The sequence below is a fragment of the Enterobacter cloacae complex sp. HYC033_NIDB genome (genome assembly GCF_056673335.1).
On record NZ_CP115123.1, the window covers coordinates 950,954 to 977,853 of the forward strand.

A 26,900-nucleotide genomic window follows, 5' to 3' on the forward strand; every position below is an offset into this window, starting at 1 on the left:
ACACTCCCAATTTTGACCGGTCGGCGCGAGAATGAGATAATTCGCACAGTAAAAATATTAATAGCTTGAATAATAAACAAATGGGTCGCAAGAGGTATGCTTTATGCCTTCTGGCTTGATGCCATCATGGTTATACTTCTTTGACTAACATATGTTGAGAACATCCATTGTGAACCTATTCGATACGTTTGCTGAACTAACCAGTATTTTTTTGTTTACTACTTGCTTTCTTTTTTTCGCGCGCAAGGTGGCAAAGTATCTGGGGTTAGTGGATAAACCCAATTTTCGTAAACGGCATCAGGGTATGATCCCCTTGGTGGGTGGTATCTCCGTTTTTGCAGGTGTCTGTTTCACTTTTGCTATCGCTGATTACTATATCCCTCATGCAAGGTTATACCTCAGCTGCGCGGCGGTTCTGGTTATTGTGGGGGCACTGGATGATCGTTACGATATCAGTGTAAAAATTCGAGCTCTCGTACAGGCTGCTGTTGGTATTGCCATGATGGTGGCAGCAAAACTTCACTTGAGCAGCCTTGGTTACATTTTTGGTTCCTGGGAGATGGTGCTCGGACCATTTGGTTACTTCCTCACACTCTTTGCCGTATGGGTTTCAATCAATGCCTTTAATATGGTCGATGGGATAGATGGTTTATTGGGCGGATTATCTTGTGTCTCATTTGCTGCTATTGGCATTATCCTATGGTTTGATAGTCAATACAGCCTGGCAATGTGGTGTTTCGCCATGATTGCGGCCATTCTACCCTACATCCTGTTAAATCTTGGGGCGCTGGGCCGTCGCTATAAAGTCTTTATGGGCGACGCGGGTAGCACATTGATTGGTTTCACTATTATCTGGATCTTGTTGGAAACTACGCAGGGTAAAACTCACCCTATCAGCCCGGTAACGGCTCTCTGGATTATCGCCATCCCGCTGATGGACATGGTCGCTATTATGTACCGCCGTCTGCGTAAAGGGATGAGCCCGTTTTCTGCCGATAGGCAACATATTCATCACCTGATTATGCGCGCCGGCTTCACGTCTCGTCAGGCATTTGTGTTGATTACGCTTGCGGCTGCTATTCTGGCTGCGATTGGCGTTGCCGCGGAATACGCACATTTCATTCCTGAATGGGTAATGTTGGTATTATTCTTGCTAGCATTTTTCATGTACGGTTACTGCATCAAGCGTGCATGGAAAGTCGCGCGTTTTATTAAACGTTTAAAACGCAGGATGCGTCGGAACAGTGGCAAAAACACAACATTAACTAAGTAAAACCGGGACTATGATGACTCAACCGTTGGCGGGAGCGAAATCAGTGGGCACTGAGAACGAGCTGGATATTCGTGGTTTGTTTCGCGTGTTATGGCAGGGCAAACTGTGGATTGTGGGGATTGCCCTGGGGTTCGTGCTGTTAGCGCTTGCCTACACCTTCTTTGCAAAACAAGAGTGGAGCGCCGCGGCGATCACAGACCGACCAACGGTGAATATGCTTGGAGGCTACTACTCCCAGCAGCAATTCCTGCGTAATCTTGATATCAAGGCCAATCTGGCGACCCCGGATCAGGCCTCGGTGATGGATGAATCCTACAAAGAGTTTGTGATGCAGCTGGCGTCGTGGGATACACGTCGCGATTTCTGGTCCCAGACGGACTACTACAAGCAGCGTATGGTCGGTAACAGCAAAGCGGATGCCGCGCTGCTGGATGACCTGATTAATAACATTCAGTTTATGCCTGGCGATGTGCTCCGTAACGTTAGCGACAGCGTGAAGCTGATTGCGGAAACGGCGCCGGACGCCAATAACCTGTTGCGTCAGTACGTTGCTTTTGCCAGCCAGCGCGCGGCCAGTCATCTGAATGACGAGCTGAAAGGCGCCTGGGCTGCGCGTACTATTCAGATGAAAGCGCAGGTCAAACGTCAGGAAGAGGTCGCTAAGGCTATCTTCGCCCGTCGCGTACATAATATTGAGCAGGCGCTGAAGATTGCGGAACAGCACAATATTTCCCGTAGCGAAACGGATGTTCCGGCTGACGAACTCCCAGATTCAGAAATGTTCCTTCTTGGTCGCCCAATGCTTCAGGCACGTCTGGAAAATATCCAGGCCGTTGGCCCTGACTTTGACCTTGATTACGACCAAAACCGCGCCATGCTCAATACGCTCAACGTCGGTCCAACGCTGGACCCGCGTTTTCAGACCTATCGTTATTTAAGAACGCCTGAAGAGCCTGTAAAACGCGATAGTCCGCGTCGCGCATTCCTGATGATCATGTGGGGGATTGTGGGCGCACTGACTGGCGCTGGCGTAGCGTTATTGCGTCGCCGCACAAACTAAGAACGCCGTCTACGATGAAGGCTGCGGCCTTCATCGTCTAATCGAAGAGAATCGATGTGAAAGTACTAACCGTATTTGGCACCAGGCCGGAGGCCATCAAGATGGCGCCTCTGGTTCATGCGCTGGCCAGAGATCCTGATATTGAAGCGAAAGTGTGCGTGACTGCCCAGCACCGTGAGATGCTCGATCAGGTCTTAACCCTCTTTTCTATCGTCCCGGATTACGATCTCAATATAATGAAACCGGGACAGGGACTGACGGAAATCACCTGCCGTATTCTGCAAGAATTAAAGCCTATTCTGGAGTCGTTCAAGCCGGATGTGGTGCTGGTGCACGGCGACACCACCACCACCGTGGCGACCAGCCTGGCCGCGTTCTATCAGCGTATCCCCGTTGGTCATATTGAAGCGGGTCTGCGTACCGGCAATCTCTATTCCCCGTGGCCGGAAGAGGCCAACCGTACGCTCACCGGTCACCTGGCGATGTACCATTTTGCGCCAACCGAGAACTCACGTCAGAACCTGCTGCGCGAAAATATCAGCGACAGCAAGATCTTCGTCACCGGCAATACGGTCATTGATGCGCTGATTTGGGTGCGTGACCGCGTGCTGGCTAACAGCGAGCTTCAGGCAGAACTTGCTGCGCGCTATCCGTTCCTGAACAACGGCAAGAAAACGATTCTGGTGACGGGCCACCGCCGCGAAAGCTTTGGCCGTGGCTTTGAGCAAATTTGCCACGCGCTCGCTGAAATCGCCGCGCAGAACGAGGATGTGCAGATTGTCTATCCGGTGCACCTCAACCCGAACGTCAGCGAACCGGTCAACCGTATCCTGGGCCACGTGGAAAACGTGCTCCTGATCGAGCCGCAGGACTATTTGCCATTTGTCTGGCTGATGAACCACGCCTGGCTGATCCTGACCGATTCTGGCGGCATTCAGGAAGAGGCGCCCTCCCTCGGTAAGCCGGTACTGGTGATGCGTGAAACCACCGAACGCCCGGAAGCGGTTACTGCCGGTACCGTGCGTCTGGTGGGAACGGATCCGCGTCGTATTGTCGAAGAGGTCACGCGCTTACTGCATGACGATGAAGAGTATCAGGCGATGAGCCGGGCCCACAATCCGTACGGTGACGGGCAGGCTTGTGGTCGTATTTTGCACGCACTTAAACACAATCGGGTAACGCTATGAGTTTTTCTACCATCTCTGTTGTTGGTCTTGGCTATATCGGGCTGCCTACTGCGGCGGCCTTTGCCTCTCGTCAAAAGCAGGTCGTTGGCGTAGATATCAACGCGCACGCGGTGGAAACCATCAACCGTGGCGAAATTCATATCGTGGAGCCCGATCTTGATCGCGTGGTGAAAAAGGCGGTGGACGGTGGCTTCCTGCGCGCCAGCACCACGCCGGTAGAAGCCGATGCGTACCTGATTGCGGTTCCTACGCCCTTTAAAGGCGATCATGAGCCTGACATGGTTTACGTCGAGGCGGCGGCAAAATCCATTGCGCCTGTGCTGAAGAAAGGGGCGCTGGTTATCCTTGAGTCCACTTCACCCGTTGGGGCAACCGAGCAGATGGCACAGTGGCTGGCCGAGGCGCGTCCTGATCTCAGCTTCCCGCAGCAGGCGGGCGACCAGGCCGATATCAATATCGCCTACTGCCCTGAGCGCGTACTGCCAGGCCAGGTGATGGTGGAACTGATCAAAAATGACCGCGTGATTGGCGGCATGACGCCAGTCTGCTCCGCGCGCGCCAGCGAGCTGTATAAGATCTTCCTTGAAGGCGAATGTGTGGTGACTAACTCCCGCACCGCCGAGATGTGCAAACTGACCGAAAACAGCTTCCGCGACGTTAACATCGCGTTTGCGAATGAACTGTCGTTGATTTGCGCCGATCAGGGGATTAACGTCTGGGAACTTATTCGCCTTGCCAACCGTCACCCCCGCGTGAACATCCTTCAGCCGGGGCCGGGCGTGGGTGGGCACTGCATCGCGGTCGATCCGTGGTTTATCGTGGCGCAGAACCCGGAACAGGCACGCCTGATTCGTACCGCGCGCGAAGTAAACGACCACAAACCGCACTGGGTCATCAACCAGGTCAAAGCCACGGTCGCGGATTGCCTGGCCGACAGCGGCAAACGCGCCAGTGAGCTGAAAATTGCCTGCTTTGGTCTGGCATTCAAACCGAATATTGACGATCTGCGCGAAAGCCCGGCGATGGAAATTGCCGAAATGATCGCTGCCTGGCACAGCGGTGAAACGCTGGTGGTTGAGCCGAATATTCATGCGCTGCCGGCAAAACTTGCCGGTCACTGCACCCTTACCGCCCTGGATGACGCGCTGGCGACGGCGGATGTGCTGGTGCTGCTGGTGGATCACAATGCGTTCAAAGCGGTTTCCGGTGATGCCGTACGTCAGCAGTATGTTGTTGATACCAAAGGCGTGTGGCGTTGAGTATCCTCAACGGCGTGCTGGAGTCCCTTGAGTGGGAAAGCGCATTCTTTGCGCGTCCCTCAGCGATAGTGCGTCTGCGCGACAATGCCCCTGCGTTGCAGGAAGCAGACTTCAGCGCCTGGCAGCGCGTACAGGCTAAGATCCCGGCGGACCGCGCCGATCTGCTGGACGCCCTCCAGCAGCACGGATTCCGGCTGGTCGAGGGTGAGGTTGATCTCTCTGTTACCGTGGCTCTCCACGCCTCACCGGGCGCGGAAATTGCAACGGAGCAGGATATCCCCGCGCTGCGCAAGATGGCGGCGCTGGCCTTCGCTCAGAGCCGTTTCCGGGCGCCCTGGTATGCGCCCGATGACAGCGGCCGCTTTTATGCCCAGTGGATAGAGAATGCGGTCAAAGGTACGTTTGACCACGTCTGTCTGGTGTTCCGTACTGCCGGGGGGCAGATTCAGGGTTTTGTTTCGCTTCGCAGGCTCAACGAGCACGAGGCGCGCATCGGATTGTTAGCCGGGCGCGGCATGGGCGAGAAACTCATGCAGGCGGCGCTGCACTGGGCGGAGCAACAACAGGTATCGACGCTGCGGGTCGCAACCCAGATGGGCAACACCGCTGCGCTTAAACGTTATATTGCGAGTGGTGCCAGCATCGACGCCACCGCCTACTGGTTATACAGGTGACAAGATGATTCCATTTAACGCGCCTCCCGTTGTGGGCACTGAACTTGATTACATGCAGTCTGCTATGGGCAGCGGCAAGCTCTGTGGCGATGGCGGTTTTACCCGCCGCTGCCAGCAGTGGATGGAGCAACGTTTTCACAGTGCCAAGGTACTGCTGACGCCGTCCTGTACCGCATCGCTTGAGATGGCGGCGCTGTTGCTGGATATCCAGCCCGGCGATGAAGTGATCATGCCGAGCTACACCTTCGTCTCCACGGCGAACGCGTTTGTCCTGCGCGGGGCGAAAATTGTGTTTGTGGATATCCGTCCGGATACTATGAACATCGACGAAACGCTGATTGAAGCGGCGGTCACCGATAAAACGCGGGCGATTGTGCCGGTGCATTACGCGGGCGTGGCCTGTGAGATGGACACCATCATGGCCATCGCTAAAAAGCACAACCTGTTTGTGGTGGAAGACGCCGCGCAGGGCGTGATGTCCACCTACAAAGGGCGCGCGCTGGGCACCATTGGTCATATCGGCTGCTTTAGCTTCCACGAAACCAAAAACTACACCGCAGGCGGAGAAGGCGGCGCGACGCTGATTAACGATCGTGCCCTGGTGGAGCGTGCGGAAGTGATCCGTGAAAAAGGGACCAACCGCAGCCAGTTCTTCCGCGGTCAGGTGGATAAGTACACCTGGCGCGATATCGGCTCAAGCTACCTGATGGCGGATTTGCAGGCCGCGTATCTCTGGGCGCAGCTGGAAGCGGCAGAGCGAATCAATCTGCAACGCCTCTCCCTGTGGCAAACCTACTACGACGCGCTGGAGCCGCTGGCAAAAGCCGGACGTATTGAACTGCCGACTATTCCGGCAGACTGCATCCACAACGCTCACATGTTCTACATCAAGCTGCGCGATAACGACGATCGCAGCAAGCTGATTGCCTGGCTGAAAGAGGCGGAAATTATGGCGGTATTCCACTATATTCCGCTGCACTCCAGCCCGGCTGGCGAAGCCTTCGGGATGTTTGCCGGTGAAGACCGCTACACCACCAAAGAGAGCGAACGTCTGCTCCGCCTGCCCCTGTTCTACAACCTCGCGCCGGTGAACCAGCGTACGGTGATCAATTCGCTTCTGAGTTATTTCGCCTGATATGTCTCTGGCAAAAGCGTCGGTGTGGACGGCAGCGTCCACGCTTGTAAAAATTGGCGCCGGGTTACTGGTCGTAAAGCTGCTGGCCGTCTCATTTGGTCCGTCAGGCGTTGGGCTGGCAGGGAACTTCCGCCAGCTGGTCACGGTGCTTGGCGTGCTGGCGGGAGCCGGGATATTCAATGGCGTCACCAAATACGTCGCGCAGCATCATGACGATGCCGAAAAGCTCCGCACGGTGGTGGGCACCTCCTCTGCTATGGTGCTGGGCTTTTCTACGTTGCTGGCCGTCGTCTTTTTGCTGGCGGCGGCACCCATCAGCCAGGGACTGTTCGGACACACGCACTATCAGGGGCTGGTGCGCCTGGTGGCGCTCGTTCAGATGGGGATCGCCTGGGCAAACCTGCTGCTGGCGCTGATGAAAGGCTTCCGTGATGCCGCCGGGAATGCGCTGGCGCTGATTCTCGGCAGCATCATCGGCGTTATCGCCTACTACTTTAGCTATCGGCTGGGCGGCTATGAAGGCGCGCTGCTGGGGCTGGCGCTGGTGCCTGCGCTCGTTGTCATTCCGGCAGCGTTTATGCTGATGCGCAGAGGCAATGTCCCGCTGAATTACCTGAAACCGCAGTGGGACAAGATGCTGGCGGGGCAGCTAGGAAAGTTTACCCTGATGGCGCTCATCACTTCGGTAACGCTTCCCGTTGCCTACGTGATGATGCGAAACCTGCTGGCAGCGCATTACAGCTGGGATGAAGTGGGGATCTGGCAGGGCGTGAGCAGCATTTCAGATGCTTACCTCCAATTTATTACGGCTTCCTTTAGCGTCTATTTACTGCCAACCTTATCGCGCCTGACTTCCAGGCAGGATATTACCCGCGAGATTTTTCGCTCCCTGCGTTTTGTATTGCCGGCGGTTGCGATCGCCAGCTTTACCGTCTGGTTACTGCGTGATTTCGCCATCTGGCTGCTGTTTTCGGCGAAGTTTACCGCCATGCGCGATCTGTTTGCCTGGCAACTGGTCGGCGATGTGCTGAAAGTGGGGGCATACGTTTTCGGCTATCTGGTGATTGCTAAGGCTTCGCTGCGGTTGTATATCCTGGCAGAGATCGGCCAGTTTGCGCTGCTGACGGCATTTTCTCACTGGCTGATCCCCACCCACGGTGCGCTGGGGGCGGCTCAGGCCTATATGGCAACTTATATCGTTTATTTCGCTGCCTGTTGCGGCGTATTTTTACTTTGGCGTAAACGCGCATGACTGCACTGATACACATACTGGGATCGGATATCCCGCATCATAACCAGACCGTTCTGCGGTTCTTCAACGATGAACTGGCATCCGGCACGCCCGATGCGCGCGAGTTTATGGTCGTTGGACGCGATAACGGCCTGAGCGCGGCGTGTCCGGCATTGCACATCACCTTCTGGCCAGACAAAGCGGCCCTGACCAAAGCCGTTGTCGCGAAAGCCAAAGCGGACCGAAGCCAGCGTTTCTTCTTCCACGGACAATTCAATACCGGGCTGTGGCTGGCGCTGTTAAGCGGCGGGATAAAACCTTCCCAGTTCAGCTGGCATATCTGGGGAGCGGATCTCTACGAAGTCTCCCACGGCTGGAAGTTCCGTCTTTTCTATCCGCTGCGTCGTCTGGCGCAGGCGCGCGTGGGCTGCGTTTTTGCTACCCGTGGCGACCTCAACTATTTTGCTAAACAGCACCCGAAGGTTCGCGGGGAACTGCTCTATTTTCCGACCCGTATGGATCCGGCACTGAATACCATGGCGAATGACGCGGTTCGTAAGGGCAAACTGACCATCCTGGTGGGAAATTCCGGCGATCGCAGTAACGAGCATGTCGCGGCGCTGCGGGCGGTGCATCAGCAGTTTGGCGATACGGTGAACGTGGTGGTGCCGATGGGCTATCCCGCCAATAACGACGCCTACATCGATGAAGTTCGCCAGCAGGGGCTTGCGCTGTTTAGCGCGGAAAATCTGCACATTCTCAGCGATAAGCTGGAATTTGATGACTATCTCGCGCTGCTGCGAAAATGCGATCTGGGCTATTTCATCTTTGCCCGTCAGCAGGGGATTGGTACGCTGTGTCTGCTGATTCAGGCGGGCGTACCGTGCGTGCTCAACCGCAAAAACCCGTTCTGGCAGGACATGGCCGAACAGCATATTCCGGTGCTGTTTACCTCTGACACGCTTAATGTCGAGGTGGTACGGGAAGCGCAGCGTCAGCTCACGCTGGTGGATAAAAATAGCATCGACTTTTTCAGCCCGAACTATCTCACGCCGTGGCACCGCGCGCTGCGTATTGCTTCAGGAGACAACGCATGAGCCAGTTGCAATTTAGCGGCTTGCTGGTGGTCTGGCTGCTGAGCACGCTGTTTATCGCCACGCTCACCTGGTTTGAATTCCGGCGCGTACGTTTTAACTTCAACGTATTCTTCTCGCTGCTGTTTTTGCTGACCTTTTTCTTTGGCTTCCCGCTGACCAGCATCCTCGTGTTCCGCTTTGATGTTGGCGTCGCTCCGCCGGAAATCTTGTTGCAGGCGCTGCTCTCTGCGACCTGCTTCTACGCGGTGTATTACGTCACCTATAAAACGCGCCTGCGCGCGGCGAAAGACACCACACCCCGTCGTCCGCTGTTTACAATGAACCGGGTAGAAACCCATCTGACGTGGGTTATGCTGATGACTATCGCCCTCGTCAGCGTGGCGATTTTCTTCATGCATAACGGCTTTTTACTGTTTAAGTTGCAGTCCTATAGCCAGATTTTCTCCGCCGAAGTCTCCGGCGTCGCGCTCAAGCGTTTCTTTTATTTCTTCATTCCGGCGATGCTGGTGGTCTTTTTCCTGCGTCAGGACAGCAAAGCCTGGCTGTTCTTCCTGGTCAGCACCGTCGCATTTGGCATTCTGACCTACATGATCGTCGGCGGCACCCGCGCTAACATCATTATCGCCTTCGCGATTTTCCTGTTTATCGGCATTATTCGCGGTTGGATCTCGCTGTGGATGCTGGCGGCGGCAGGGGTCTTTGGCATTGTGGGGATGTTCTGGCTGGCGCTGAAGCGCTACGGACTGAACGTGGCGGGCGACGAAGCGTTTTATACCTTCCTGTATCTGACGCGCGACACCTTCTCGCCGTGGGAAAACCTGGCATTACTGCTGCAAAACTACGACAAAATCGAATTCCAGGGGCTAGCGCCGATTGTTCGCGATTTCTATGTCTTTATACCGACGTGGCTGTGGCCTGACCGTCCCGGTATTGTCCTGAACACGGCGAACTACTTTACCTGGGAAGTGCTGAACAACCATTCGGGCCTGGCGATTTCCCCAACACTGATTGGCTCGCTGGTAGTGATGGGCGGAACGTGGTTTATCCTGCCTGGCGCGATCGCGGTCGGGCTGATCATAAAATGGTTCGACTGGCTATATACGCTGGGTAACGAAGAGACCAACCGCTACAAAGCCGCTGTTTTGCACAGTTTCTGTTTCGGTGCCATTTTCAATATGATCGTTCTGGCGCGCGAGGGGCTGGATTCATTCGTCTCACGCGTGGTGTTCTTTATGGTCGTTTTCGGTCTCTGTCTGCTGCTGGCAAAACTGTTGTACTGGTTGTTTGACAGTGCAGGGCTTGTGCACAGACGTGAGCCACAGGGCAGCACAACGCTGTCGCAAGTCTGAGTAGGGATTATCATGACGGATACAACTTCAGCCCCGCGTTACGCGCTGCGTGGGCTACAGCTTATTGGCTGGCGTGACATGCAACACGCGCTGGATTTCCTGTTCGCGGACGGGCAGATGAAATCGGGCACGCTGGTGGCCATCAACGCAGAAAAAATGCTGGCGGTTGAAGATAATGCGGAAGTGAAAAGCCTGATTGAAGCCGCGGAGTTTAAATACGCAGACGGTATTAGCGTGGTGCGTTCAATTCGTAAAAAGTTTCCAGGCGCTAATGTGTCTCGCGTGGCGGGAGCTGACCTCTGGGAACGGCTTATGGAACGCGCAGGCGCTGAAGGCACGCCGGTATTTTTGATCGGCGGCAAGCCAGAGGTGCTGGCGCAGACCGAACAAAAGCTGCGTAGCCAGTGGAATGTTAACATCGTGGGCAGTCAGGATGGCTATTTCAGGCCGGAAGATCGCCAGGCGTTATATGAGCGCGTGCGCGACAGTGGGGCGAAAATTGTCACTGTCGCCATGGGGTCGCCGCGCCAGGAAATTCTGATGCGCGATTGCCGTCTGGTCAGCCCGGATGCGCTCTATATGGGCGTTGGCGGCACCTACGACGTCTTTACCGGCCACGTTAAGCGTGCGCCCAAAGTCTGGCAAAACCTGGGGCTGGAGTGGCTCTACCGCCTGCTTTCTCAACCGACGCGTATCAAACGACAGATTCGTCTGCTGCGCTACCTCGCCTGGCACTACACCGGGAAAATGTAATCAATATGCAGCGCGTTCTGCTGTTCGCGCTGCAACGCCCCCTGCAAAGCTGCTGAATTTCTGTGCAATGCATTCATTTTTTTAATGCATTGTTTGCCATTTGCCAGAATTTAAGAAACCATTCGCTCCGTATTTCAGTACCCCTCAAAACAATACCCGGCAATAAGTCGGGAAACAGCAAACACAACCGAGGAATTATGGCAGAGAAAAAACCGGAGCTTCAGCGTGGGCTGGAAGCTCGACATATTGAATTGATCGCGCTGGGCGGGACTATTGGCGTTGGCCTGTTTATGGGCTCGGCAAGCACGCTGAAATGGGCGGGGCCTTCCGTTCTGCTGGCGTATATTATTGCCGGGCTGTTCGTCTTTTTCATCATGCGCTCAATGGGCGAAATGTTGTTTCTGGAGCCGGTAACGGGCTCTTTCGCCGTTTACGCCCACCGTTATATGAGCCCGTTCTTTGGCTATCTCACGGCCTGGTCGTACTGGTTTATGTGGATGGCCGTCGGGATTTCGGAGATCACAGCCATCGGGGTCTACGTGCAGTTCTGGTTCCCGGAGATGGCCCAGTGGATACCCGCGCTCATCGCCGTAGGGCTGGTGGCGCTGGCGAACCTTGCCGCCGTTCGCCTTTACGGTGAAATCGAGTTCTGGTTTGCGATGATCAAAGTCACCACCATTATCGTGATGATTGTTGTGGGTCTGGGTGTCATCTTCTTTGGTTTCGGTAACGGCGGGCACGCGATTGGTTTCGGTAACCTGACCGGGCACGGCGGTTTCTTTGCCGGCGGCTGGAAAGGCTTCCTGACGGCGCTCTGTATCGTTGTCGCCTCCTATCAGGGCGTTGAGCTGATCGGCATTACCGCCGGTGAGGCGAAAAACCCGCAGGTCACGCTGCGTAGCGCGGTAGGCAAGGTGCTGTGGCGTATCCTGATTTTCTATGTGGGCGCGATCTTCGTTATCGTGACCATTTTCCCATGGAACGAGATCGGCACCACCGGCAGCCCGTTTGTCTTAACCTTCGCTAAGATTGGCATCACGGCGGCAGCCGCCATTATCAACTTTGTGGTGCTGACGGCGGCGCTCTCCGGCTGTAACAGCGGAATGTACAGCTGCGGGCGTATGCTTTACGCGCTCTCGCAAAACAAACAACTGCCGGCGGTGATGGGTAAAGTCTCCCGCGTGGGTGTACCGGTGGCGGGCGTCGCGGTGTCGATTGTGATTCTGCTGATTGGCTCTTGCCTGAACTACATCATCCCGAATCCGCAGCGCGTGTTTGTTTACGTCTATAGCGCCAGCGTGCTGCCGGGGATGGTACCGTGGTTTGTCATTTTGATTAGCCAGCTGCGTTTCCGGCAGGCGCACAAAAAAGCGATCGCCAGCCATCCGTTCCGCTCCATTCTGTTCCCGTATGCGAACTATTTGACGATGGCGTTCCTGATTTGCGTATTAATTGGAATGTACTTTAATGAAGATACCCGCATGTCGCTGTTTGTCGGGATGATCTTCCTGGCTGCCGTCACAGCTGCATATAAACTTTTTGGCCTGGGCCGCCGTGGCTCCGCCCATAAAGTGGAGGAATAAGCGGCAAAATGTGCAAACCATAACCAAACGCGCATTTTTTTCAAAAAAGCACTAGACAGCGGGGACGGAGGTACGTAATATCCAGCCCCGCAACGGCGCTAAGCGCCCGTAGCTCAGCTGGATAGAGCGCTGCCCTCCGGAGGCAGAGGTCTCAGGTTCGAATCCTGTCGGGCGCGCCATTTTAGTCCCGGCGCTAGAGCTGCGGTGGTCTGAGAAGTAGTCAGAACCGCGTGAAAGAATACAGTGGTGGCTATAGCTCAGTTGGTAGAGCCCTGGATTGTGATTCCAGTTGTCGTGGGTTCGAATCCCATTAGCCACCCCATTATTGAAAGAGTTGTGAATTGCGAAGGTGGCGGAATTGGTAGACGCGCTAGCTTCAGGTGTTAGTGTTCTTACGGACGTGGGGGTTCAAGTCCCCCCCCTCGCACCACGACTTTTAATGAGTTGAACTAAAAATTCAAAAAAGCAGTACATCGGCGAGTAGCGCAGCTTGGTAGCGCAACTGGTTTGGGACCAGTGGGTCGGAGGTTCGAATCCTCTCTCGCCGACCAATTTTGAACCCCGCTTAGGCGGGGTTTTTTGTTTTCTGCGTTTTTTTATCCTGTAGCCATTCCCCGACAACACTCTACATCCTTGTCGCGATTCAGCGACATATAAACCGTTAATATTAAAGAGTTTATTGTTTTACCTCTTAACCTGTCTCCTGGTGACGACAGACCACCGTCTTTAGCGCAATGTTGTATGGCGTAAGGCGGCTCTTAACAGCATAATTTCCTTTTATCTTAAAATGTTGCGCGATGTAAAAGTTCTGCGTGTAAACCTGGCACATTACATGCAATAATATGCATGTAGATGCTCATTCCATCTCTTATGTTCGCCTTAAGGCCTCATAAACTCAGGAATGACGCAGAGCCGTTTACGGTGCTTATCGTCCACTGACAGATGTCGCTTCGGCCTCATCAGACACCATGGACACAACGTTGAGTGAAGCACCAAATATGTTGTCTTACAGACCTGTTTTAACGCCTGCTTTTATAGCAGGCGTTTTTTTATGGGCGTAAAAAAGGAGGCCATCTGGCCTCCTGTTAATTACTGCTGCGTTCCGTTATTTTGCAACGTCAATAACAGCCCATCACGGCGCATAGCTGCGGCCTCTTCCGGCTTATGCTGCTTGTCCAGCGAATCAGCAAGCCAGGCGTAATCAAATGCGTCCGGACGTTGCTTCAGCGCGGCGCGGAAGGCGAGACTCGCCTCCTGCCACTCGCCGTGTTTCATCAGAGACTGGCCCAGCGTACTCCACAGCAGTGGACGATCGCCCACGGTTTTGATCTGCTGGCGCAGTGCTTTTTCAATTTGTTCCGGATTGTTGGTTTTCAGACGCGGGATGACCATCACCAGGCGGTCATCATACTGTCGCTTGAGACCGTCGAGGAGGATCTCCTGCGCGGTGTCATGGTCGTCACACTCAATCAGATGTTCTGCCATCGCCACCTGAAGAGGAACCTGCTGGCGCGTTTTACGGCTCTGGTTTTTCCACCAGGTTTTCAGGCCGTCGCTGCCGAGATCGGCGCGCGCCTGATCCATCAGGCCAATCCAGGCCAGACGCTGAAGTTCATCACGATGTTCATCATCGCCCACGTCGGCTTTCGCCATGGAAGGGATAATGTCCAGCAGCGAGCCCCAGGCACCGGTCCTAATATATGCCTGCTCAGCCAGACGCAGCACTTCCGGGTGACGAGGGGTAATTTCCAGCAGACGGTCAACGCCGTGACGGGCGGCATGGTTTTCATTGCGCGCCAGTTGCAGACGAACGCGGGTGATCTCAACCGGAATCGGATCTTTAGTAGAGAGCTCAGACGCGCGTTCAAGATGCTGATTGGCGCGGGCCTCATCGCCTCGCTGTTGCGCCGCCTCAGCGGCCAGCAGATAGTTAACAACCGGCTGTTCTGCATGGTCGGCATTTTTCGACATCAGCTTTTCAACCTGCTGATAGTCGCCTTCGGCCAGCTTCAGCAACGCCTGCTCGGTCTGCTTGCGGGCGCGACGGCGCTTACGGCCAACGAACCAGCCGCGCGTATGTACGCCGGTACGGAAAATACGACGCAGGAGCCACTCCACTGCCAGCAGAACGACCACACCCAGGATCAGAATAATTACCAGCCCTGTTACGCTGGTTTCGATATTGTAGTTATCGGTCTGGATCAATACATAACCCTGGTGACCCGCGAGCATCGGCCCCAGTACAATCCCGGCGATCAGCAGGATGAAGAGTAAGAAGACTTTTAGCATCATTACTCTCCTTGCGGCGCGCTTTCAGGCGCTGGCGCGGCGGCAGGTGCTTCAGCCGGACGCTCTGCCGGAACGCCCGGCTGGGCCAGCAGGTTACGCACGCGCGTCTGCATGAGCTTCTCCAGAATCGGCTGGCTTTCCAGCTTGTCCGGCACGTTCATGGTGATGTTTTGCTGGCTCAGCTTGTCGATATCCTCAAGGAACGCGGTCGTGGTTGCGTCATTGGTATCGTAGTAAGCACGTACCCAGGTTGAAACGTTATCCAGCGCCTGTTTGTAGGTCTCTTCCTGGTGACGCGGTACGGCCTGGGCAGCCACCAGCAGGCGGGAACGAATGTTTTCGCGCAGATAGACGTCCTGGTTCGGCGCCAGCAGCGGCACGGCAGTTTCATCGCGGCGGCGAATGGTAATAAAGCTGTCCATAAAGTTCTGCCAGCTCTTTTGCAGGTTGATACGCCATTCGCTCAGGGAGCTGGACAGCTCGGTGCCGTCAGAATCCATCGGGGAGTCATCGTCGTTGTTATCGGCCAGCTGAAGGTTATCAATCTGGTTGGAGAGCTGATTTACCTTAAGGATGATACCATCGTAATCGACCTGAGAAACCGCGGACAGGCTGGCGATATCTTCCGTAATAGCGCGGCGAGCGTTGATGAGGCTCGGATCGTTCATGTCCGCCAGGCTTGCGTCGGCGCTTTTCAGCAGCGCGGCGGCGGTGGTGACATCCTGATCGCTCCAGAGCTTGCGCCCGGCCAGTTTCACCAGAAAATCGGCCTGTGAAAGTAGCCAGGTTTTGGCATCGGTTCCCGAAATTGTGGCGACTTTTTCCTGCACTTCGCTCAGCTGTTTGGTCAACTCTTCACGTTTGCTGTTCGCGTCGGCGAGGGCGGCAGCCTGCTGTTTGATCACGCCTTCCAGCTCAGCTTTTTGCGTCTCCTGCGCTTTCTGTAGGGCAGTGATTTGGTTAACCAGCGCGTCGCTGGTGGCCGTCTGGTTGGTGCCTTGTTTCTTCACCAGTCCGTAGAGTCCCACGCCTGCGGCCAGCGCAATCGCGATGGCAATCACGCTCAGCGTGAGGCTGGTTTTGTTGCTGCCGTTTTTCTTCTCAACGGTTGTGTCTGTCGTCTCTGGCTGTGACGTGGTGTCCACAGTCTCCCTGGTCTCTTCAACCACGGCGGAGGATTTTTCGTGTTCCGTCATTATGGCTTCCCATTTGAGAGTTATTGTAATGCGCGCAGCAGCGCATCGTTGTCGGCGTTTTCAGCGATCCGAATATCCTGCCAGCCCAGTTCCCGGGCGTGGTTCGCCAGACGCTCACTGACGACCAGAAGCCGACAGCGGAGTAACCAGTTTTCGCGATACCAAAGCGGAATCAGCGACCAAAGCTGTTGTAACATTTCACCGCTGGTGACCACCAGCGTATTAATACCGCGGGCGTGCCAGCGCATTGCTTCTTCCGCGCCATCATAGTGTTTCGCACAGCGCTGATAGCACTCCACAAACGTCACGTCTGCGCCGCGTTCGCGCAGCGTTTCGCCCAGCAGTTCGCGACCACCGTTGCCGCGCAAAATGAGCGCGCGCTTTCCGGCAATGGTTTGTAATTCAGGTAATTGTAGCAAGACTTCGCTGATTTCCCGATCTAACGGGTAACGAACATCGATTCCGCTCGCGGTATGTAAGGCCAGCGCCGTGGTGCGCCCGATGGCGAAATAGCGGGGGGCGTGAGGCCAGCTAACGGCATGCTGTTGCAGCTGCGCATGGGCAAACTCCACGGCATGCTGCGACAGCGCAAAGAGCAGATCGCCTTCCTGTAAGAGACGCATCTGGTCAGCGAGCTCAGGCAGCTCGCGACCGGGGGAGAATTCAATCAGCGGAAAACTCCAGGCCACCTGCCCCAGTGCGCGCAGACGGCTCACTAACTGCTCTCCTGCGGGAGAAGGGCGGGTGACAAGTATGCTCATGCAGGGGGCTCTCCGTTATAGACCTCAGCCAGAATTTCACGCGCGCCGTTATTCAGCAGCTCTTCCGCCAGCGATACGCCAAGCGCCTCGGCATCTTGCGGCTTGCCGCGACGTTCACCGCGAACCATCTGTGAGCCGTCCGGCGCGCCAACCAGCGCACGCAACCACAGCTCACCGTCAGTTAATTCAGCATAGCTGCCAATTGGCACCTGACAGCCTCCTTCGAGGCGAGTATTCATCGCGCGCTCGGCTTTTACGCGAACGGCGGTATCGTCATGATTCAGCGGCGCGAGCAGTGCCTGAGTGCGCGCATCAACCAGACGACACTCAATGCCGACGGCACCCTGGCCGACGGCGGGCAGCGACAGCTCCGGCGGCAACGCGACGCGAATGCGTTCTTCCAGCCCCAGGCGTTTCAGGCCCGCAACCGCAAGAATAATGGCATCGTAGTCGCCGTTATCCAGCTTGCCAAGGCGTGTGCCGACGTTCCCGCGCAGCGAACGGATCACCAGATCCGGGCGACGTTCAGCCAGCTGACACTGGCGGCGTAAACTTGACGTGCCGACCACGCTGCCTGCCGGCAACGCATCGAGCGAGTCATAGCGATTAGAGACAAACGCATCGCGCGGATCCTCGCGCTCGCAGATGGTCACCAGCCCCAGCCCTTCCGGGAACTCAACGGGCACATCCTTCATCGAATGCACGGCGATATCGGCGCGGTTCTCAAGCAATGCCAGCTCCAGCTCTTTGACAAACAGACCTTTTCCGCCCACTTTGGCCAGCGGCGTATCCAGAATGACATCGCCACGTGTGATCATTGGCACCAGCTCAACGCGTAATCCGGTGTGGCAGGCTTCAAGGCGCTGCTTAACATAATGTGCCTGCCAGAGTGCAAGAGGACTTTGGCGTGTGGCAATTCTCAAAACATTGTCTAACATGCTTGTTACCGTCATTATCAATCGCTAACCATCCTAACATTGTTGACACTCGGATGGCAGTTTTACGGTTGATGAAGAGTGAGAGGGACAGGGCGGCGTACTCGTCAGCCATCGCCGTATTCAGGAATTTACACGTCAAGAACGGTGCTACACTTGTATGTAGCGCATCTTTCTTTACGGTCAACCGGCAAGGTGTTAAATTGATCACGTTTTAGACCATTTTTTCGTCTGTACCACCAGAAAAGCAAAAGGCGAAAAAAGGGTAACGGTTATTTTTTGAAATACTGCGGGTCCGCTGCTTTTTGTGTTCTGACTGGCGTGCGACACCCGGAAACATCAGGCGATACGTCTTGTACCTCTATATTGAGACTCTGAAACAGAGACTGGATGCCATCAATCAATTGCGTGTGGATCGCGCGCTTGCTGCCATGGGCCCTGCTTTCCAGCAGGTATACAGTCTACTGCCAACATTGTTGCACTATCACCATCCGCTGATGCCGGGTTACCTTGATGGTAACGTTCCCCAGGGCATTTGCCTCTTCACGCCTGATGAAACCCAACAGCATTACCTGACTGAACTTGAACTCTACCGTGGTATGCCGCCGCAGGATTCGCCGAAAGGCGAGCTGCCGATTACCGGGGTTTACTCCATGGGCAGCACGTCATCGGTTGGGCAAAGTTGCTCTTCTGACCTGGATATCTGGGTCTGCCATCAGTCCTGGCTCGACAATGAAGAGCGCCAGCTGTTGCAGCGTAAATGTAGCCTGCTGGAGAGCTGGGCGGCGTCGCTCGGCGTGGAAGTGAGCTTCTTCCTGATTGATGAAAACCGTTTCCGCCATAACGAAAGCGGCAGTCTGGGTGGTGAAGACTGCGGCTCGACTCAGCACATCCTGTTGCTGGATGAGTTTTACCGTACTGCCGTTCGCCTGGCCGGGAAACGTATTCTGTGGAATATGGTGCCGTGCGATGAAGAAGAGAATTATGACGACTACGTCATGTCGCTTTACTCGCAGGGCGTTCTGACGCCAAACGAGTGGCTGGATCTGGGCGGTCTGAGTTCCCTGTCCGCCGAAGAGTACTTTGGCGCAAGCCTCTGGCAGCTCTATAAGAGCATTGATTCACCGTACAAAGCGGTGCTGAAAACCCTGCTGCTGGAAGCCTACTCCTGGGAATACCCCACGCCGCGCCTGCTGGCGAAAGATATCAAACAGCGTCTGCACGACGGGGAGATCGTCTCCTACGGGCTTGATGCCTACTGCATGATGCTGGAGCGCGTCACCGAATACCTGACAGCCATTGAGGACGCCACGCGTCTTGACCTGGTGCGTCGATGTTTCTATCTCAAAGTCTGTGAAAAACTGAGCCGCGAACGCGCCTGCGTGGGCTGGCGTCGTGAAGTCGTCAGCCAGTTAGTCAAAGAGTGGGGATGGGACGAAGAGCGTCTCGCCATGCTCGACAACCGCGCCAACTGGAAGATCGATCAGGTGCGTGAGGCGCACAACGAACTGCTTGATGCGATGATGCAGAGCTACCGCAACCTGATCCGCTTTGCCCGCCGTAACAACCTTAGCGTTTCTGCCAGCCCACAGGATATCGGGGTGCTGACCCGTAAACTGTACGCCGCGTTTGAAGCGTTGCCGGGCAAGGTAACGCTGGTTAACCCACAGATTTCGCCTGACCTGTCTGAACCGAATCTGACCTTTATCTACGTGCCGCCGGGCCGCGCGAACCGCACCGGGTGGTATCTGTACAACCGTGCGCCAAGCATGGATTCGATCATCAGCCATCAGCCGCTGGAATATAACCGCTACCTGAACAAGCTGGTGGCCTGGGCCTGGTTTAACGGCCTTCTCACCTCACGCACCCGGTTGTTTATCAAAGGCAACGAGGTGGTCGATTTAGCCAAGTTGCAGGAGATGGTGGCGGATGTCTCGCACCACTTCCCGCTGCGTCTGCCTGCGCCGACGCCAAAAGCGCTCTACAGCCCGTGTGAGATTCGCCATCTGGCGATCATCGTCAACCTGGAATACGACCCGACGGCGGCCTTCCGCAATCAGGTGGTTCACTTTGACTTCCGCAAGCTGGACGTCTTTAGCTTTGGCGAGCAGCAAAACTGCCTGGTGGGCAGCGTGGATCTGCTGTACCGCAACTCGTGGAACGAAGTGCGTACCCTGCACTTTAACGGCGAGCAGGCGATGATCGAGGCGCTGAAAACGATCCTCGGCAAGATGCACCAGGACGCCGCGCCGCCGGACAGCGTGGAGGTGTTCTGCTACAGCCAGCACCTGCGCGGCCTGATTCGTACCCGCGTGCAGCAGCTGGTGTCTGAGTGCATCGAACTGCGTCTCTCCAGCACCCGACAGGAAACCGGGCGCTTTAAAGCGCTACGCGTCTCCGGCCAGACCTGGGGGCTGTTCTTTGAGCGCCTGAACGTGTCGGTGCAGAAGCTGGAAAACGCCATTGAATTCTACGGTGCGATTTCACACAACAAACTGCATGGCCTGTCGGTTCAGGTGGAAACCAACCACGTTAAGCTGCCGCAGGTGGTGGATGGCTTTGCGAGTGAAGGGATTATTCAGTTCTTCTTCGAAGAGTCGGGCGATAACGCCGGGTTTAACATCTACATTCTGGATGAAACCAACCGTGCCGAGGTGTATCACCACTGTGAAGGCAGCAAAGAGGAGCTGGTGCGCGACGTCAGCCGCTTCTATTCGTCCTCGCACGATCGCTTTACCTACGGCTCAAGCTTTATCAATTTCAACCTGCCGCAGTTCTACCAGATTGTGAATGTGGATGGGCGAGCGCAGGTGATCCCGTTCCGTACGCAGGCGATTACCCCTGCGGCGCCCGCTAACCAGGAAACTGCGCCGCTGTTGCAGCAGTACTTTTCCTGAGGCTTTTCGCCGGGTGGCGCTATCGCTTACCCGGCCTACGGTTCGAGTCGTTGTAGGCCCGGTAAGGCGTAGCCGCCACCGGGCAACGAAACTACCTGAAACTCACTGCCTCTCCCGCCTGCGCCGTCGCCGCCTGCTCCAGCAGATCCCAGAACGTTTCGCCGCTGCGATCGCAGACCCACTCGTCACCTTTCAGATCAAAGTGATAACCGCCCTGTTTCGCCGCCAGCCACACCTGGTGAAGCGGCTCCTGACGGTTAATAATAATCTTGCTGCCGTTTTCGAAGCTTAAGGTCAGGATCCCGCCGTTGATTTCACAATCGATATCGCTGTCGCCGTCCCAGTCGTCGATACGCTCTTCGATGGTCATCCACAGGGTATCGGCAAGGCGATGAAATTCACTGTCGTTCATGGTTTTATTCCTGTTTTTCGTGATGGCGGCAGTATAACGCTAAATAATTCCCGTTGCAGGAAAGCCGCAAACTCTTGCTTTTGTGTCTTCTCCTGCGATGATAGAAACAGATTTGAACTTACGGGCAACCTCTACATGAAAAACGTCTTCCGAACGCTTGTCGTTCTTGTCACTCTGTTTAGCCTGACCGGCTGTGGACTGAAGGGACCACTGTACTTCCCGCCAGAGGATAAAAACGCACCACCGCCGACAAAACCGGTGCAAAGTGGTATCGAGTCATCTACGCCGGATACCAACGATCGCGGCAATAACGGCGGCCCGACTCAGGTCAATCTCTGACAATTACGTTCTGTACCCGCGCAATGGAGCAAATGATGCAGTTCTCTAAAATGCATGGCCTTGGCAACGACTTTATGGTCGTCGACGCGGTAACGCAGAATGTCTTTTTCTCCCCGGAATTGATCCGTCGCCTGGCGGATCGACACGTGGGCGTGGGGTTTGACCAGTTGCTGGTGGTGGAGCCGCCTTACGATCCTGACCTGGATTTTCACTACCGCATTTTTAACGCCGACGGCAGCGAAGTTTCCCAGTGCGGCAACGGCGCGCGCTGTTTTGCCCGCTTTGTTCGGCTGAAAGGGCTGACCAACAAGCGCGATATCCGCGTCAGCACCGCCAACGGCCGGATGGTGCTCAGCGTCACCGACGACGAACTGGTGCGCGTGAACATGGGCGAGCCGAACTTCGACCCCTCTGCCGTGCCGTTTCGCGCCAACAAAGCGGAAAAGACCTATATTATGCGTGCCGCCGAGCAGACAGTATTGTGCGGCGTCGTCTCGATGGGTAACCCGCACTGCGTGATTCAGGTGGATGATGTGCAAACCGCGGCGGTTGAAACGCTCGGCCCGGTGCTGGAAAGCCACGAGCGCTTCCCGGAGCGGGCGAACATCGGTTTCATGCAGGTGGTGAAGCGTGAACACATTCGCCTGCGGGTTTACGAGCGCGGCGCGGGCGAAACCCAGGCCTGCGGAAGCGGCGCCTGTGCGGCGGTGGCCGTCGGTATCTCACAGGGGTTACTGGCAGAAGAGGTTCGCGTGGAATTACCGGGCGGTCGGCTTGATATCGCCTGGAAAGGAGCGGGTCATCCACTGTACATGACTGGCCCGGCGACACATGTTTATGACGGGTTTATCCATCTATGAAGCAACCAGGGGAAGAACTGCGGGAACCTGTAACGGAGCTGGACGACAGCGCTGTTGTGGATTACCTGCTGCACAATCCTGAGTTTTTTATCCGCAATGCACGCGTCGTCGAACGGATGCGCGTGCCGCATCCGGTTCGCGAGACCGTGTCGCTGGTTGAATGGCACATGGCGCGCTCGCGCAACCACATCAATCAGCTCGAAGAGAACATGACGCTGTTGATGGAGCAGGCCAGCAATAACGAAAGCCTGTTCTACCGTCTACTGCACCTTCAGGCGCGTCTGGCTTCCGCGCACAGTCTCGAAGAGTTCCTCAACCGCTTCCACCGCTGGGCGCGCGAGCTGGGGCTGGCAGGCGCGACGATCCGCCTCTTCCCTGACCGCTGGCGCATTGGCGCGCCGTCCGGGTTTACCCATCTGGCGCTGAGCCGCCAGGCGTTTGAGCCGCTGCGCATTCAGCGTCTGGGCCATGAGCACCACTATCTGGGGCCGCTTAACGGGCCAGAACTGCTGGTGGTGCTGCCGGAAGCCAAAGCTATCGGCTCGGTGGCGATGTCGCTGATGGGGCGCGATGGTGACCTGGGTGTGATGTTATTTACCAGCCGCGATGCGCATCATTATGAACAGGGGCAGGGCACGCAACTGTTGCAGGAGATCGCCCTGATGCTGCCTGAGCTGCTGGAGCGCTGGATTGAGCGCGTATGACGGACGGACTGCTCGCCACTGACGTCAACCGCTTTCTGCGCTATCTGGGCGTAGAACGCCAGCTCAGCCCTATTACGCTGCTCAACTATCAGCGTCAGCTTGATGCCATCATGCAGATTGCCGATGAAATCGGCCTGAAAAGCTGGCAACAATGTGACGCCGCCACGGTACGCGGGTTCGTCGTGCGTAGCCGTAAAAAAAATCTCAGCCCGGCGAGCCTGGCGCTCCGGCTCTCTGCCCTGCGCAGTTTCTTCGACTGGCTGGTCAGTCAGGGCGGTCTGAAAGCCAACCCGGCAAAAGGGATCGCCACGCCGAAAGCCCCGCGTCATCTGCCGAAAAATATCGACGTCGACGACGTAAACCGCCTGCTGGATATCGATCTTAACGATCCGCTGGCCGTGCGCGACCGCGCGATGCTGGAGGTGATGTACGGCGCGGGCCTGCGTCTCTCTGAGCTGGTGAACCTCGACTTAAAGCACCTCGATCTGGAATCCGGCGAGGTGTGGGTAATGGGCAAGGGCAGCAAAGAGCGCCGCCTGCCGATCGGCCGCAATGCGGTCTCCTGGATTGAGCACTGGCTGGACCTTCGCGGGCTGTTTGGCGCCGACGAAGATGCGCTGTTCCTGTCGAAACTCGGCAAGCGGATCTCGGCGCGTAACGTGCAGAAGCGCTTTGCGGAGTGGGGCATTAAGCAGGGGCTGAACAGCCACGTTCACCCCCACAAGCTGCGCCACTCCTTTGCGACGCACATGCTGGAATCAAGCGGCGACCTGCGCGGCGTACAGGAGCTGCTTGGTCACGCGAATCTGTCGACCACCCAAATCTATACCCACTTAGACTTCCAACACCTTGCCTCGGTGTATGACGCGGCGCATCCACGCGCCAAACGGGGGAAATAATGCGTTTTTACCGCCCACTCGGTCAGATCTCAGCCCTGACGTTTGATCTTGATGACACCCTTTACGACAATCGTCCGGTGATCCTGCGTACCGAGCAGGAGTCGCTGGCGTTTGTGCAGAACTACCATCCTGCGCTGAAAGCGATGCAGAACAAAGACTTCCAGAAGCTGCGTCAGTCCCTGCGGGAAACCGAACCGGAGATTTACCACGACGTGACCGAATGGCGCCGCCGTGCGGTTGAGCAGGCGATGCTCAACGCCGGCCTGAGCGCGCAGGATGCGGCCACGGGGGCCGAAGCGGCCATGGAAAACTTCGCCAAATGGCGCAGTCGGATCGACGTGCCGCAGGAGACCCACGACACGCTGGCGAAGCTCGCCGAAAAGTGGCCGCTGGTGGCCATCACCAACGGCAATGCTCAGCCTGAACTGTTTGGTCTGGGGAACTATTTTCAGTTCGTGCTGCGCGCGGGCCCGCACGGACGCTCGAAGCCGTTCAACGATATGTATCATCTGGCAGCGGAAAAACTGGATTTGCCGCTCGGTGAGATCCTGCACGTGGGCGACGACCTGACCACGGACGTCGCCGGGGCGATCCGCTGCGGCATGCAGGCCTGCTGGATCAAGCCGGAAAATGCCGATCTGATGACTACCCCGGATAGCCGTCTTCTGCCGCACGTGGAAATTTCACGGTTGGCATCCCTCACGACGCTGATATAATCATCAATTGTTCTGTATAAATTAACAGGGTTTTGGCGAATGGAAACATTTGCCTGCCCGACATGACGTGACGGTGCCAATGGACGTTTCTTACCTGCTCGACAGCCTTAATGATAAACAGCGTGACGCGGTTGCCGCCTCGCGTACAAACCTGCTGGTACTGGCTGGAGCGGGCAGTGGTAAGACGCGCGTGCTGGTTCACCGTATCGCCTGGCTACAGAGCGTGGAGAACTGCTCGCCGTACTCGATTATGGCCGTGACGTTCACCAACAAGGCGGCGGCGGAGATGCGCCACCGTATCGCACAGCTGATGGGCACCAGCCAGGGCGGCATGTGGGTTGGCACCTTCCACGGCCTGGCGCACCGCCTGCTGCGCGCGCACCATATGGACGCTAACCTGCCGCAGGATTTCCAGATCCTCGACAGCGAAGATCAGCTGCGCCTGCTGAAACGCCTGATCAAGGCGATGAATCTCGATGAGAAGCAGTGGCCGCCGCGTCAGGCGATGTGGTACATCAACGGTCAGAAAGACGAAGGGCTGCGTCCGCATCATATCCAGAGCTTCGGTAACCCGGTCGAGCAGACCTGGCAGAACGTCTACAAGGCCTATCAGGAAGCGTGCGATCGCGCCGGTCTGGTAGATTTCGCCGAGCTGCTGCTGCGCGCCCACGAGCTGTGGCTGAACAAACCGCATATCCTGCAACACTACCGTGAACGCTTTACCAACATCCTGGTGGACGAATTCCAGGATACCAACAACATCCAGTACGCCTGGATCCGCCTGCTGGCCGGGGATACCGGCAAAGTGATGATCGTTGGCGATGACGACCAGTCTATCTACGGCTGGCGCGGCGCTCAGGTGGAGAACATCCAGCGCTTCCTCAACGATTTCCCCGGCGCGCAAACCATCCGACTGGAGCAGAACTACCGTTCTACCAGCAACATTCTGAGCGCGGCCAACGCCCTGATTGAGAACAACAACGGGCGCCTGGGTAAAAAGCTGTGGACCGATGGCGTCGACGGCGAACCGATTTCGATTTACTGCGCCTTCAACGAGCTCGACGAAGCCCGCTTCGTGGTGAACCGCATTAAAACCTGGCAGGAGAACGGCGGCGCGCTGGAGCAGTGTGCCATTCTCTATCGCAGCAACGCCCAGTCGCGCGTGCTGGAAGAGGCGCTGTTGCAGGTGAGCATGCCGTACCGCATTTATGGCGGCATGCGCTTCTTCGAACGTCAGGAGATCAAAGATGCGCTCTCGTATTTGCGTCTGATTGCCAACCGTAACGACGATGCGGCGTTTGAGCGCGTGGTGAACACGCCGACGCGCGGCATCGGCGATCGTACGCTGGACGTGGTGCGTCAGGCCTCGCGCGATCGTCAGCTTACGCTGTGGCAGGCGTGCCGCGAGCTGTTACAGGAAAAAGCCCTCGCCGGACGCGCCGCCAGCGCATTGCAGCGCTTCCTGGAGTTAATCGACGCGCTGGCGCAGGAAACCGCCGACATGCCGCTGCACGTCCAGACCGACCGGGTGATCAAAGATTCCGGCCTGCGCACCATGTACGAGCAGGAAAAAGGCGAGAAGGGCCAGACCCGTATTGATAACTTAGAGGAACTGGTGACGGCAACGCGCCAGTTCAGCTACAACGAAGAAGACGAAGACCTGATGCCGTTGCAGGCATTCCTCTCTCACGCCGCGCTGGAAGCGGGGGAAGGGCAGGCCGATACCTGGCAGGATGCGGTTCAGCTGATGACCCTGCACTCCGCGAAAGGTCTGGAGTTCCCGCAGGTGTTCATCGTCGGTATGGAAGAGGGGATGTTCCCGAGCCAGATGTCGCTGGATGAAGGCGGGCGTCTGGAAGAGGAGCGTCGTCTGGCCTACGTGGGCGTGACCCGTGCGATGCAGAAACTGACTCTGACCTACGCGGAAACCCGCCGCCTGTACGGGAAAGAGGTGTATCACCGTCCGTCGCGCTTTATCGGCGAGCTGCCGGAAGAGTGCGTGGAAGAGGTGCGCCTGCGCGCCAGCATCAGCCGTCCGGTCAGCCATCAGCGTATGGGCTCGCCGATCTCTGAAACCGACACCGGTTACAAGCTGGGCCAGCGCGTGCGCCACTCGAAGTTTGGCGAAGGCACCATCGTCAACCTGGAAGGCAGCGGCGAGCACAGCCGTTTGCAGGTAGCGTTCCAGGGGCAGGGGATCAAATGGCTGGTGGCAGCCTATGCCAAGCTGGAAAGTGTGTAACTTTCAGAAAAATATCACTATTTTGTAATAATCTGCTAGCCTTATACGT

The 26,900-nt window shown here is 56.3% G+C and carries 23 protein-coding genes and 4 tRNA genes; 22 read left to right on the forward strand and 5 right to left on the reverse strand.

Annotated features, from left to right (window positions below; genetic code table 11):
* Positions 1 to 151: 151 nt before the first annotated feature.
* The 15 genes from wecA to O1721_RS04600 all read left to right on the forward strand — a co-directional run bounded on the left by wecA (position 152) and on the right by O1721_RS04600 (position 13,152).
* The gene (wecA, locus tag O1721_RS04530; protein ID WP_045324788.1) at positions 152 to 1,273 is read left to right on the forward strand and encodes a UDP-N-acetylglucosamine--undecaprenyl-phosphate N-acetylglucosaminephosphotransferase; all 1,122 of its coding nucleotides are present in this window, start codon (positions 152 to 154) and stop codon (positions 1,271 to 1,273) included.
* Between the two features lie 13 nt (positions 1,274 to 1,286).
* Positions 1,287 to 2,333: an ECA polysaccharide chain length modulation protein gene (gene wzzE, locus O1721_RS04535; protein WP_032646792.1), complete on the forward strand. Its 1,047-nt coding sequence runs from the start codon at positions 1,287 to 1,289 to the stop codon at positions 2,331 to 2,333.
* Between the two features lie 56 nt (positions 2,334 to 2,389).
* Positions 2,390 to 3,520: a non-hydrolyzing UDP-N-acetylglucosamine 2-epimerase gene (gene wecB / locus O1721_RS04540; protein ID WP_006812390.1), complete on the forward strand. Its 1,131-nt coding sequence runs from the start codon at positions 2,390 to 2,392 to the stop codon at positions 3,518 to 3,520.
* Positions 3,517 to 4,779 (forward strand): UDP-N-acetyl-D-mannosamine dehydrogenase, encoded by a 1,263-nt coding sequence (gene wecC / locus O1721_RS04545; protein WP_015570020.1) that lies wholly within the window; start codon positions 3,517 to 3,519, stop codon positions 4,777 to 4,779. The genes wecB and wecC overlap by 4 nt, the downstream gene beginning before the upstream one ends.
* Positions 4,776 to 5,453 carry a dTDP-4-amino-4,6-dideoxy-D-galactose acyltransferase gene (rffC, locus tag O1721_RS04550; protein WP_032646798.1) on the forward strand — a complete coding sequence of 226 codons (678 nt, stop codon included), beginning with the start codon at positions 4,776 to 4,778 and terminating at the stop codon, positions 5,451 to 5,453. Before wecC ends, rffC begins: the two co-directional genes overlap by 4 nt.
* Positions 5,454 to 5,457: 4 nt before the next feature.
* The gene (gene rffA, locus O1721_RS04555) at positions 5,458 to 6,588 is read left to right on the forward strand and encodes a dTDP-4-amino-4,6-dideoxygalactose transaminase (RefSeq protein WP_015570019.1); all 1,131 of its coding nucleotides are present in this window, start codon (positions 5,458 to 5,460) and stop codon (positions 6,586 to 6,588) included.
* A gap of 1 nt (position 6,589) precedes the next feature.
* Complete coding sequence (gene wzxE, locus O1721_RS04560; RefSeq protein WP_032646801.1) at positions 6,590 to 7,840, forward strand: lipid III flippase WzxE; 1,251 nt, start codon at positions 6,590 to 6,592, stop codon at positions 7,838 to 7,840.
* Entirely contained in the window at positions 7,837 to 8,916 is a 1,080-nt protein-coding gene (locus O1721_RS04565; RefSeq protein ID WP_032646803.1) for a TDP-N-acetylfucosamine:lipid II N-acetylfucosaminyltransferase, read from the forward strand. Before wzxE ends, O1721_RS04565 begins: the two co-directional genes overlap by 4 nt.
* Positions 8,913 to 10,265, forward strand: a complete 1,353-nt coding sequence (gene wzyE / locus O1721_RS04570; protein WP_017693948.1) for an ECA oligosaccharide polymerase — start codon at positions 8,913 to 8,915, stop codon at positions 10,263 to 10,265. The genes O1721_RS04565 and wzyE overlap by 4 nt, the downstream gene beginning before the upstream one ends.
* Positions 10,266 to 10,277: 12 nt before the next feature.
* Entirely contained in the window at positions 10,278 to 11,018 is a 741-nt protein-coding gene (wecG, locus tag O1721_RS04575) for a lipopolysaccharide N-acetylmannosaminouronosyltransferase (RefSeq protein ID WP_032104528.1), read from the forward strand.
* 197 nt (positions 11,019 to 11,215) lie between these two features.
* Positions 11,216 to 12,601 carry a bifunctional threonine/serine APC transporter ThrP gene (thrP, locus tag O1721_RS04580; protein ID WP_017693946.1) on the forward strand — a complete coding sequence of 462 codons (1,386 nt, stop codon included), beginning with the start codon at positions 11,216 to 11,218 and terminating at the stop codon, positions 12,599 to 12,601.
* A gap of 102 nt (positions 12,602 to 12,703) precedes the next feature.
* Positions 12,704 to 12,780: transfer RNA gene (locus O1721_RS04585), tRNA-Arg, on the forward strand.
* Between the two features lie 67 nt (positions 12,781 to 12,847).
* Positions 12,848 to 12,923, forward strand: a tRNA-His gene (locus tag O1721_RS04590).
* 21 nt (positions 12,924 to 12,944) lie between these two features.
* Positions 12,945 to 13,031: transfer RNA gene (locus O1721_RS04595), tRNA-Leu, on the forward strand.
* Between the two features lie 44 nt (positions 13,032 to 13,075).
* Positions 13,076 to 13,152, forward strand: a tRNA-Pro gene (locus O1721_RS04600).
* A 538-nt stretch (positions 13,153 to 13,690) separates the two neighbouring features.
* On the opposite strand, the gene hemY is transcribed toward O1721_RS04600, so the two are convergent.
* From hemY to hemC, 4 genes are read right to left on the reverse strand one after another with little or no spacing between them, the layout of a single operon-like run.
* Positions 13,691 to 14,890 carry a protoheme IX biogenesis protein HemY gene (gene hemY / locus O1721_RS04605; protein WP_026080629.1) on the reverse strand — a complete coding sequence of 400 codons (1,200 nt, stop codon included), beginning with the start codon at positions 14,888 to 14,890 and terminating at the stop codon, positions 13,691 to 13,693.
* Positions 14,891 to 14,892: 2 nt separating this feature from the next.
* Positions 14,893 to 16,086, reverse strand: coding sequence for a uroporphyrinogen-III C-methyltransferase (gene hemX, locus O1721_RS04610; RefSeq protein WP_015570012.1), 1,194 nt, complete (start codon positions 16,084 to 16,086; stop codon positions 14,893 to 14,895).
* Between the two features lie 20 nt (positions 16,087 to 16,106).
* Positions 16,107 to 16,847, reverse strand: a complete 741-nt coding sequence (gene hemD, locus O1721_RS04615) for a uroporphyrinogen-III synthase (protein WP_017383593.1) — start codon at positions 16,845 to 16,847, stop codon at positions 16,107 to 16,109.
* Entirely contained in the window at positions 16,844 to 17,785 is a 942-nt protein-coding gene (hemC, locus tag O1721_RS04620) for a hydroxymethylbilane synthase (RefSeq protein WP_032646806.1), read from the reverse strand. Before hemC ends, hemD begins: the two co-directional genes overlap by 4 nt.
* Positions 17,786 to 18,135: 350 nt before the next feature.
* Between hemC and cyaA the strand changes: the two genes are divergently transcribed.
* Positions 18,136 to 20,679 (forward strand): class I adenylate cyclase, encoded by a 2,544-nt coding sequence (cyaA, locus tag O1721_RS04625; RefSeq protein ID WP_017383591.1) that lies wholly within the window; start codon positions 18,136 to 18,138, stop codon positions 20,677 to 20,679.
* 91 nt (positions 20,680 to 20,770) lie between these two features.
* Here cyaA and cyaY read toward each other — a convergent pair whose 3' ends face one another.
* Positions 20,771 to 21,091: an iron donor protein CyaY gene (gene cyaY, locus O1721_RS04630; protein ID WP_006812374.1), complete on the reverse strand. Its 321-nt coding sequence runs from the start codon at positions 21,089 to 21,091 to the stop codon at positions 20,771 to 20,773.
* 135 nt (positions 21,092 to 21,226) lie between these two features.
* On the opposite strand from cyaY, the gene lptM reads away from it, so the two are divergent.
* From lptM to uvrD, 6 genes are all read left to right on the forward strand, one after another.
* Positions 21,227 to 21,430 (forward strand): LPS translocon maturation chaperone LptM, encoded by a 204-nt coding sequence (lptM, locus tag O1721_RS04635; protein WP_003860815.1) that lies wholly within the window; start codon positions 21,227 to 21,229, stop codon positions 21,428 to 21,430.
* Positions 21,431 to 21,465: 35 nt separating this feature from the next.
* Positions 21,466 to 22,290, forward strand: a complete 825-nt coding sequence (gene dapF, locus O1721_RS04640) for a diaminopimelate epimerase (protein WP_017383590.1) — start codon at positions 21,466 to 21,468, stop codon at positions 22,288 to 22,290.
* Positions 22,287 to 22,994 carry a DUF484 domain-containing protein gene (locus O1721_RS04645; protein ID WP_023295731.1) on the forward strand — a complete coding sequence of 236 codons (708 nt, stop codon included), beginning with the start codon at positions 22,287 to 22,289 and terminating at the stop codon, positions 22,992 to 22,994. The genes dapF and O1721_RS04645 overlap by 4 nt, the downstream gene beginning before the upstream one ends.
* Entirely contained in the window at positions 22,991 to 23,893 is a 903-nt protein-coding gene (gene xerC / locus O1721_RS04650; RefSeq protein WP_015570006.1) for a tyrosine recombinase XerC, read from the forward strand. The genes O1721_RS04645 and xerC overlap by 4 nt, the downstream gene beginning before the upstream one ends.
* On the forward strand, positions 23,893 to 24,609 hold the full coding sequence (gene yigB, locus O1721_RS04655) for a 5-amino-6-(5-phospho-D-ribitylamino)uracil phosphatase YigB (protein WP_015570005.1): 717 nt from the start codon (positions 23,893 to 23,895) through the stop codon (positions 24,607 to 24,609). Before xerC ends, yigB begins: the two co-directional genes overlap by 1 nt.
* Positions 24,610 to 24,688: 79 nt before the next feature.
* On the forward strand, positions 24,689 to 26,851 hold the full coding sequence (uvrD, locus tag O1721_RS04660) for a DNA helicase II (RefSeq protein WP_032646809.1): 2,163 nt from the start codon (positions 24,689 to 24,691) through the stop codon (positions 26,849 to 26,851).
* Positions 26,852 to 26,900 lie beyond the last annotated feature (49 nt).

Excerpts from the sequence above, each read along its gene's own strand:
- wecA (WP_045324788.1), top strand. The coding sequence starts at position 152 with ATGTTGAGAACATCCATTGTGAACCTATTCGATACGTTTGCTGAACTA.
- wzzE (WP_032646792.1), top strand. The coding sequence starts at position 1,287 with ATGACTCAACCGTTGGCGGGAGCGAAATCAGTGGGCACTGAGAACGAG.
- wecC (WP_015570020.1), top strand. The coding sequence starts at position 3,517 with ATGAGTTTTTCTACCATCTCTGTTGTTGGTCTTGGCTATATCGGGCTG.
- rffA (WP_015570019.1), top strand. The coding sequence starts at position 5,458 with ATGATTCCATTTAACGCGCCTCCCGTTGTGGGCACTGAACTTGATTAC.
- wzxE (WP_032646801.1), top strand. The coding sequence starts at position 6,590 with ATGTCTCTGGCAAAAGCGTCGGTGTGGACGGCAGCGTCCACGCTTGTA.
- O1721_RS04565 (WP_032646803.1), top strand. The coding sequence starts at position 7,837 with ATGACTGCACTGATACACATACTGGGATCGGATATCCCGCATCATAAC.
- wzyE (WP_017693948.1), top strand. The coding sequence starts at position 8,913 with ATGAGCCAGTTGCAATTTAGCGGCTTGCTGGTGGTCTGGCTGCTGAGC.
- wecG (WP_032104528.1), top strand. The coding sequence starts at position 10,278 with ATGACGGATACAACTTCAGCCCCGCGTTACGCGCTGCGTGGGCTACAG.
- thrP (WP_017693946.1), top strand. The coding sequence starts at position 11,216 with ATGGCAGAGAAAAAACCGGAGCTTCAGCGTGGGCTGGAAGCTCGACAT.
- hemY (WP_026080629.1), bottom strand. The coding sequence starts at position 14,890 with ATGCTAAAAGTCTTCTTACTCTTCATCCTGCTGATCGCCGGGATTGTA.
- hemX (WP_015570012.1), bottom strand. The coding sequence starts at position 16,086 with ATGACGGAACACGAAAAATCCTCCGCCGTGGTTGAAGAGACCAGGGAG.
- hemD (WP_017383593.1), bottom strand. The coding sequence starts at position 16,847 with ATGAGCATACTTGTCACCCGCCCTTCTCCCGCAGGAGAGCAGTTAGTG.
- hemC (WP_032646806.1), bottom strand. The coding sequence starts at position 17,785 with ATGTTAGACAATGTTTTGAGAATTGCCACACGCCAAAGTCCTCTTGCA.
- cyaY (WP_006812374.1), bottom strand. The coding sequence starts at position 21,091 with ATGAACGACAGTGAATTTCATCGCCTTGCCGATACCCTGTGGATGACC.
- lptM (WP_003860815.1), top strand. The coding sequence starts at position 21,227 with ATGAAAAACGTCTTCCGAACGCTTGTCGTTCTTGTCACTCTGTTTAGC.
- dapF (WP_017383590.1), top strand. The coding sequence starts at position 21,466 with ATGCAGTTCTCTAAAATGCATGGCCTTGGCAACGACTTTATGGTCGTC.
- O1721_RS04645 (WP_023295731.1), top strand. The coding sequence starts at position 22,287 with ATGAAGCAACCAGGGGAAGAACTGCGGGAACCTGTAACGGAGCTGGAC.
- xerC (WP_015570006.1), top strand. The coding sequence starts at position 22,991 with ATGACGGACGGACTGCTCGCCACTGACGTCAACCGCTTTCTGCGCTAT.
- yigB (WP_015570005.1), top strand. The coding sequence starts at position 23,893 with ATGCGTTTTTACCGCCCACTCGGTCAGATCTCAGCCCTGACGTTTGAT.
- uvrD (WP_032646809.1), top strand. The coding sequence starts at position 24,689 with ATGGACGTTTCTTACCTGCTCGACAGCCTTAATGATAAACAGCGTGAC.